The 1,970-nt window shown below is 73.9% G+C and carries 1 protein-coding gene; it reads right to left on the bottom strand.

Going from position 1 to position 1,970, the window contains the following annotated elements; genetic code table 11:
- Nucleotides 1-327 precede the first annotated feature (327 nt).
- Entirely contained in the window at nt 328-1,623 is a 1,296-nt protein-coding gene (locus H5J33_RS33160; protein ID WP_181798408.1) for a GAF domain-containing protein, read from the bottom strand.
- Between the last annotated feature and the right edge of the window lie 347 nt (nt 1,624-1,970).

Below are 1,970 nucleotides of genomic sequence, written 5' to 3'. Positions count from 1 at the left end.
GAGGTCAGCGGGGTGAGCGCGCCGGGGTCCGCGGCGACCCCGGCCTGGGAGGTGCTGATCAGGGTGGCGGCGGCGGTGAGCGCCAGCGCGGTCCCGGCCAGGACGGCCCGCAGGGCAGCGCCCCGCCTGCGCCGCCGGTGTCTGCCGCGATGCTTCATCTCTCCTCCTCAGGACCGGCCAACTGCGCCTGGTGGTCCGGACATCGACACGAGGAACAGGTGGTGCGGCCCCTACGGGATGCTACGGCAGGAACGGGCCGGACCGGGCCGGTACCGGAGGTGACGAGGCGGGGACTGTGTGGGGAACCATGAGGGAACGGTGAGGGAACTACGCCGGGGGCCGCTCGCCACGGACCTCGTGACCCGCGTTCCGCTTCCGTACCACCGCCGGTGCCGTCGACTGCGGGAGCAGGTCGGACGGGTGGTCCGGCAGGACGACTTCCACTTCCGCGTCATCGCGGAAACGATACGGCCGGTGCCGTAGGAGTTCCCCGAGATACCGCCGGATCCTGGACATCTCCGCCCTTACGGTCACCGTCCGGGAGGGGGCGTCGAACAGATCCCCGGCCAGCTCCGCCGCCCCGCGCCCGGCGCGGTGTCCGGCGAGCAGGAACAGCACTTCCGCGTGGCGCGGGCTCAACTCCCGCGACCAGGTACCCGACGGGCCGGTGACCGTGACCGTACGCCGGTCCCGCCCGGCGAGGTCCAGCACGATCCGGCAGGCACCCGGGGCGGGCGGCCGGTCCTCCGCCCGCAGCAGCCACCCTCCGGCCAGTGGCTCCACCGTGCACGCGCCCAGTGAAGGCAGCCAACGGTGGCCCGGCGTCAGTGACTTGGGCAGCGCCACCCGCCGCACATACGGCATCCCGGTCACCGCCGCCGTCCAGCCGTCCCGGTCCACCACCACCGCCCGCCCCGGCAGCCGGGCCAGCACCGGCGCCGCCACCGCCCGCAGCCGCTCCAGCGAGGTCAGGTGCAGCTCCCGCAGCCGGGCCTCGGCCAGCTTGGCCACCGAGTCCACCCACGCGAGGGTGGCCGGATGCATCGTCTCCAGCGGGCCGCTGACGTCCACCACACCGAGCAGCCGGCCGTCCCGGGGATCGGTGATCGGCGCGCCCGTGCAGGTCCAGGACGTGTGCGACCGTACGAAGTGCTCGGCGGCGAACACCTGCACGGGCCGTCGTACCACCGCGGGCGTGCCCACCCCGTTGGTGCCGACCACGTCCTCCCGCCAGTCCGCGCCGACCTCGAACCCCAGGCCGTCGGCCTTGCGCAGCACCGGGGAGGCGCCCTCCCGCCACAGCACCCGGCCGTCGGCGTCCGCGACGACCATGATGTGCTGCGCCACGTCCGCGACCGAAAGAAGCCCCTCCCGGAGCACCGGCAGGACCTGCCGCAGCGGAGACTCCTCCCGTCGCCGCCGCACCTCGTCGGACGGCAACAGCACGGAGCGGACGTCGCGTTCAGGGTCGACTCCGCTGCGCTGCACCCGGTCCCACGACTGTTCGATCACCGGCCGGGGCGCGATCCGCGCACGTCGCCCGGCGAGCGCGGCCTCGCGCACCTCGCTCAGCACCCGCGCCGCCTGCACCGCGTCCCGCGCGGCCAGGCGCACCAGATTCATCGGCGGGTTCCCCACTGCGGTCCTCCCGGAAAGGCATCGAACACTCTTGTCAAGCCGTCCGGGCGGCGGTTTCCGGTCCGACTGTCCTCACATAGTGCCGCTCCGGTCATGGCGGAGGCACAGACTCCGCGCATGTGCCCCCCTTGGTTGCAACCCCTTGCAACCCTGGTGAACCTCAGGGCCTCGGCCGAGACTTGAGCACGACGCGCTGCGCGTCCGCGGGGCTCCTCGAGCCCGTGCGGTGGGGGTGGTGCCGTGTCGGCGCAGCACCACCCCTTGCCGACGGCCCCGGCCTCGCCGCCGATCCGGCGCAGCACGTCCAGGTCGGGGTTGGTCCCCACCACCGC

Origin of the sequence: Streptomyces sp. WELS2, assembly GCF_013870595.1 — a bacterium.
In the GTDB taxonomy this organism is placed as follows: Bacteria; Actinomycetota; Actinomycetes; order Streptomycetales; family Streptomycetaceae; genus Streptomyces.
This window is presented reverse-complemented; position numbering and strand designations above follow the sequence as displayed.

Coding starts and splice junctions, on each gene's coding strand:
- H5J33_RS33160 (WP_181798408.1), bottom strand. CDS start 1,623: ATGAATCTGGTGCGCCTGGCCGCGCGGGACGCGGTGCAGGCGGCGCGG.